This is a genomic window from Microbacterium umsixpiens, assembly GCF_053543675.1.
Genome location: NZ_JBLVOH010000043.1, coordinates 1 through 4,484, shown reverse-complemented (window position 1 = coordinate 4,484; position 4,484 = coordinate 1). Strand labels below are relative to the sequence as shown.

Here is a 4,484-nt window from a genome sequence, read left to right as displayed (position 1 = left end):
GGGGCGCCTCGGCCGTGCAGCGCGCGTTACTCCGCTGCGGCGATCTTCTTGGCGTCGTCCGTGTTGAGCACGCGGAACAGGATCGCGGCGATCACGGCGCCCACGACCGGGGCGGCGATGTAGAGCCAGAGCGAGCTCCACGCGAAGTGACCGCTGACCGAGAGGCCGAGCGCGACGGCCGGGTTGAAACCGCCGCCCGAGATCGATCCGACCGTGGCCGCGCCCACGAACACGGTCGCACCGATCGCGAGGCCGTAGAAGGAGTTGCCCGCGGTGTCCTTCGAGGTGGCCGTGTTGAGCACGACCCACACGAGGATCAGCGTGAACAGCGCCTCGACGAGGAAGGCCGGGCCGACCTCGATGACCATGGCCTCTGCGCCGGCCGGCCAGACCGACATGCTGACGAGTGCGGCCACCGCGCCACCGACGAACTGTGCGACGAGGTAGGCGATGAAGTCGGCGACGCTGAGGCCGCCGCGCAGGAACACACCGACCGAGACGGCCGGGTTGAGGTGGGCGCCCGAGATGTGACCCGTGGAGAACACGAGCACCATCAGGGTGAAACCGATCGCGAGGGGCGTCAGCGGACTGTCGCTGTTCACCGCCGCGATGATCGCGAGAACGAAGAGGAAGGTGGCGACCGCTTCTGCGAGCGCCTTGCGTGCCGTACCAGTCATGAGAGAGCCCTTTGCTTGGGAATTCAGGAGAGGGGAAGTCACCCGTTTGCCCGCGCACCCTGGCCGACGCACCCCTCGTGCGGCACCGACGCTATCGCTGCGCGCACCGGAATATCGGGAAGCCGCGCGGTATTGCTGTGAATTCCCTGAACTCAGGTGCGTGCCCCGATCGCGGCGACATCCACAGCGTCCGGATGCCGGAATCACGCCGGTGATGTCAACCCCGTGGCCCGCGCTCCCCCCTTCCCCGTAGCGTGCGAGGATGACCACCGAGACTGCCTCCGGCGCCGAGGCCCCCACGCGGCTGAGACGAGCGATCACCGGCCCGCTGCTGTTCGCCTTCATCCTCGGAGATGTGCTCGGTGCGGGCATCTACGCGCTGATGGGTGTGCTCTCCGAGAAGGTGGGCGGCATGCTGTGGGCGCCGCTGCTCCTGGCGCTGCTGCTCGCCATGCTCACCGCCGGCTCCTACGCCGAACTGGTCACCAAGTACCCACGCGCGGGCGGGGCCGCGGTCTTCGCCGAGCGCGCGTTCCACAGCCCGCTCGTCTCGTTCCTCGTGGGCTTCAGCATGCTCGCGGCGGGTGTGACCAGCGCGGCGGGGCTCGCCATCGCGTTCGCGGGTGACTACCTGGGCACCTTCCTCGACCTGCCGACCATCCCGGTCGCCATCGCCTTCCTCGCCCTGGTCGGACTGCTGAACGCCCGCGGCATCCGCGAATCCCTGGGGGCCAACCTCGTGATGACGGCGATCGAGCTCAGTGGACTCGTGATCGTCATCGCCGTGGTCGCGATCTTCCTCGGCGGCGCAGGCGGCGACGTGTCGCGCGTGACCCAGGCGCCCGAGGGCACGAGCGTCGCCATGGCCGTGCTCTCGGGAGCCGTCATCGCGTACTACTCGTTCGTCGGCTTCGAGACCTCCGCCAACATGATCGAGGAGGTGAAGGATCCGCGGCGCACCTACCCGCGTGCCCTGTTCGGAGCACTCATCACCGCCGGCGCGGTCTACGTCCTCGTCGGCCTCGCGAGCTCGATCGCCCTCCCGCCCGCCGAGCTGCAGGAGTCCAGCGGCCCGCTGCTCGCGGTGGTCGAGGCCACCGGCGTCAGCATCCCCTCCTGGCTGTTCAGCCTCATCGCCCTCGTCGCCGTCGCGAACGGCGCCCTGCTGACCATGATCATGGTCAGCCGCCTGACGTACGGAATGGCCGAACAGGGGCTGCTGCCGCCGGTGCTCGGCCGCGTGCTCCCGAAACGGAAGACACCGTGGGTCGCGATCCTCACCACCACCCTCGTCGCGATGGGGCTCACCCTCGTCGGCGATCTGGCGACGCTCGCCGAGACCGTGGTCCTGCTGCTCCTGGTCGTCTTCCTCAGCGTGAACACCTCGGTGCTGGTCCTCCGGCGGGATCACGTCGAGCACGATCACTTCCGGGTGTGGACGTTCGTCCCTGTGCTCGGCATCGCCTCGTGCATCCTGCTGCTCACCCAGCAGCGCCCGGTCGTCTGGCTCTTCGGTGCGATCCTGCTCGCCGTCGGCGGCGTCCTGTACCTGCTGGCCCGCTGGAACCGGAAGCGCACCGGCGGCGCACCGCTCAGGACCACCCAGACCCCTGACACCGAAACCGACCCGAAGGAGAATCATGAGCACGCCTGAGAACAGCGCCGAAGACATGACGAGCGCCGAGAAGCGCCACGATCAGCTCACCGCTGCGCCGGATGCCACCGAGGCCGACGCCGCCCCGCGCATCGAGGTCAGCGAGCACGACGGCAACACCCGGATCGACATCGCCCCCGACGCTCCGGTGCGTCCGGGGCCCGGCCCCGGAGTCGAGGCCGACGACTGAGCCGCGGTTCAGACCCCGGCGGTCGCGCCGGTCCGCTCCCGCGTGGTCGTGACACTTGCGAACCCGCGCGCCGAGAGGATGCTCTCGGTGCGGCGCATGATGTCCTGCCCCGACACCGCGGCGAGCGCACCGTGCGCCGGGATGGCGGAGGTGGTCGTCGCATCCGTCACGAACTCGACCTCGAAGCCGAGGTCGGCGGCGATACGGGCGGTCGTCTCGCAGCACTGCTCCGTGCGGATGCCGCAGACCACCACGCGGCCGATGCCGGCGCGCCGAAGTCTCTCCTCGAGATCGGTGGAGCCGAACGCGTTGACGGTCGTCTTGGTGACGGCGTCCTCGGACTCCCGAGGCTCGAGCTCCTCGATCACCCGCACGAACCCGTTGGCGGGATCGAACACGCCCCCGGTGTCCGGTTCGGAGTGGGTGACCCACACGACCGGGTCGCCGACTTCGCGGGCGTGCGCGACGAGGAGTGCGATGTTGTCGAGCACTGCCGGGTTCGCGGTCGCCGCCCAGTCGTCGGCGCGCTGGCGGAACGACTCCTGCGCATCGATGACCAGCAGGGCGGTGTCGGGAGAAGTCGTCATGGACTCATCGTGATCGCCGCCGAGGCGCCGGGCAAGATCCGATCCGGCCAACGACCGCACGGTTCCGGACAGCGTCAGAGCCAGCCCTTGCGCTTGAACACCGCGTACAGGGCGAAGCCCAGCACGACCATCATGCCGATGGCCATCGGATAGCCGAGCAGCCAGTGCAGCTCGGGCATGTGATCGAAGTTCATGCCGTAGATCGTGCCGACCAGCGTCGGCGCGAAGAGGATCGCCGCCCAGCCCGAGATCTTCTTGACCTCGTCGTTCTGACGGATGCTGAGCTCCGTCATCCGCCGCATCTCCTCGTTCTGCCGACGGGCCACGATCGTCGACTCGACGGTGAGGGCGTTGTCGAGCACGGTGCGGAAGGTCGTCGCACGGTCACTCACCCGGAGCGTGTGATCGAGCACGTCGCGCAGGTAGCTGCGCAGTTCCTCCCCCACGAGGTACTTGTCCGAGCCGCGCAGCAGCGCCTCGAGCATCCCGGAGAGCGGCTGCGTCGCGCGCTGGAAATCGATGACCTCCCTGCCGAGCTCGTAGATGCGCTGCGTGGCATCCACGTCTGCCTCGAAGAGCTGGCTCTCGATCTCGTCGATGTCGTTCTCGAGTCCTGCGAGGACCGGCGCGTACTCGTCGACCACCTCGTCGAGGATGGCGTACAGCACGGCCTCGGGACCATGGGCGAGCAGCGCCGGGTCGTTCTCCAGCCGGTGCCGCACGCGTCCGAGGTCCGGAGATTCGGCATGCCGAATCGTCACGACGAAATCAGGGCCGACCAGCACATGCACCTCGCCGAACTCGACCTCCTCGGCCTCGTCGAGGTAGCGAGCCGGGCGCAGCACCATGAACAGCACATCGCCGTAGCGCTCCAGCTTGGCGCGCTGGTGTCCCGACAGCGCGTCCTCGACGACGAGGGCGTGGATACCGAATTCGTCGGCGACTTCGCGGATCTCTTCCTCGCTGGGCCGGTACAGCCCGATCCAGCTCATCCCGCCGCGTTCCCGCATGCGCTCGAACGTCTCGCTCAGGCTCTGCGGATTCTCGGTGCGCACACCGTCCACGTAGATCGCGTTGTCGATGATCGCCATCGTCGCCCTTCCCTTCCGCACCGAGGTCGGGCCGGTGATCACTCCGCAGGCGGCGGCACGCAGGCGAGCGCGGACTTCGTGATCGCCTCGTGGTACTGCTCCGCCGTGAAGGGGAGCCCGAACTCCGGCGCGGTCTGACCGGCCGCCGCGGGAGCCTTCGACGCGATCGCCGCGAGCTCCCACGACAGCTGCTGCGCGATCGCCACGCCGGCCGTCGAGTCGTTCAGCACCACGGCGACCGTGAACCCGGTCGTCGGATCGGAGTATGCGGCCGTGGCGTAACCG

General features: G+C 68.8%; 5 protein-coding genes and 1 pseudogene. 2 read left to right on the top strand and 4 right to left on the bottom strand.

Going from position 1 to position 4,484, the window contains the following annotated elements; genetic code table 11:
• Positions 1-26 precede the first annotated feature (26 nt).
• Entirely contained in the window at positions 27-677 is a 651-nt protein-coding gene (locus ACNPM4_RS04955; protein ID WP_029264398.1) for an MIP/aquaporin family protein, read from the bottom strand.
• Between the two features lie 262 nt (positions 678-939).
• Between ACNPM4_RS04955 and ACNPM4_RS04950 the strand changes: the two genes are divergently transcribed.
• Both ACNPM4_RS04950 and ACNPM4_RS04945 read left to right on the top strand, forming a co-directional pair.
• Positions 940-2,331, top strand: coding sequence for an APC family permease (locus tag ACNPM4_RS04950; RefSeq protein ID WP_448984892.1), 1,392 nt, complete (start codon positions 940-942; stop codon positions 2,329-2,331).
• Entirely contained in the window at positions 2,318-2,521 is a 204-nt protein-coding gene (locus ACNPM4_RS04945) for a multidrug transporter (protein ID WP_372467644.1), read from the top strand. The genes ACNPM4_RS04950 and ACNPM4_RS04945 overlap by 14 nt, the downstream gene beginning before the upstream one ends.
• Positions 2,522-2,529: 8 nt before the next feature.
• Here the strand turns inward: ACNPM4_RS04945 and ACNPM4_RS04940 are convergent, their stop codons facing one another.
• The 3 genes and pseudogenes from ACNPM4_RS04940 to ACNPM4_RS04930 form a co-directional block, all read right to left on the bottom strand.
• Positions 2,530-3,108: an isochorismatase family protein gene (locus tag ACNPM4_RS04940; protein WP_448984891.1), complete on the bottom strand. Its 579-nt coding sequence runs from the start codon at positions 3,106-3,108 to the stop codon at positions 2,530-2,532.
• Positions 3,109-3,182: 74 nt separating this feature from the next.
• Positions 3,183-4,199, bottom strand: coding sequence for a magnesium/cobalt transporter CorA (gene corA / locus ACNPM4_RS04935; RefSeq protein ID WP_372467646.1), 1,017 nt, complete (start codon positions 4,197-4,199; stop codon positions 3,183-3,185).
• A gap of 38 nt (positions 4,200-4,237) precedes the next feature.
• Positions 4,238-4,484: pseudogene (locus ACNPM4_RS04930) on the bottom strand (serine hydrolase); the annotation flags it as partial.

Excerpts from the sequence above, each read along its gene's own strand:
- ACNPM4_RS04955 (WP_029264398.1), bottom strand. The coding sequence starts at position 677 with ATGACTGGTACGGCACGCAAGGCGCTCGCAGAAGCGGTCGCCACCTTC.
- ACNPM4_RS04950 (WP_448984892.1), top strand. The coding sequence starts at position 940 with ATGACCACCGAGACTGCCTCCGGCGCCGAGGCCCCCACGCGGCTGAGA.
- ACNPM4_RS04945 (WP_372467644.1), top strand. The coding sequence starts at position 2,318 with ATGAGCACGCCTGAGAACAGCGCCGAAGACATGACGAGCGCCGAGAAG.
- ACNPM4_RS04940 (WP_448984891.1), bottom strand. The coding sequence starts at position 3,108 with ATGACGACTTCTCCCGACACCGCCCTGCTGGTCATCGATGCGCAGGAG.
- corA (WP_372467646.1), bottom strand. The coding sequence starts at position 4,199 with ATGGCGATCATCGACAACGCGATCTACGTGGACGGTGTGCGCACCGAG.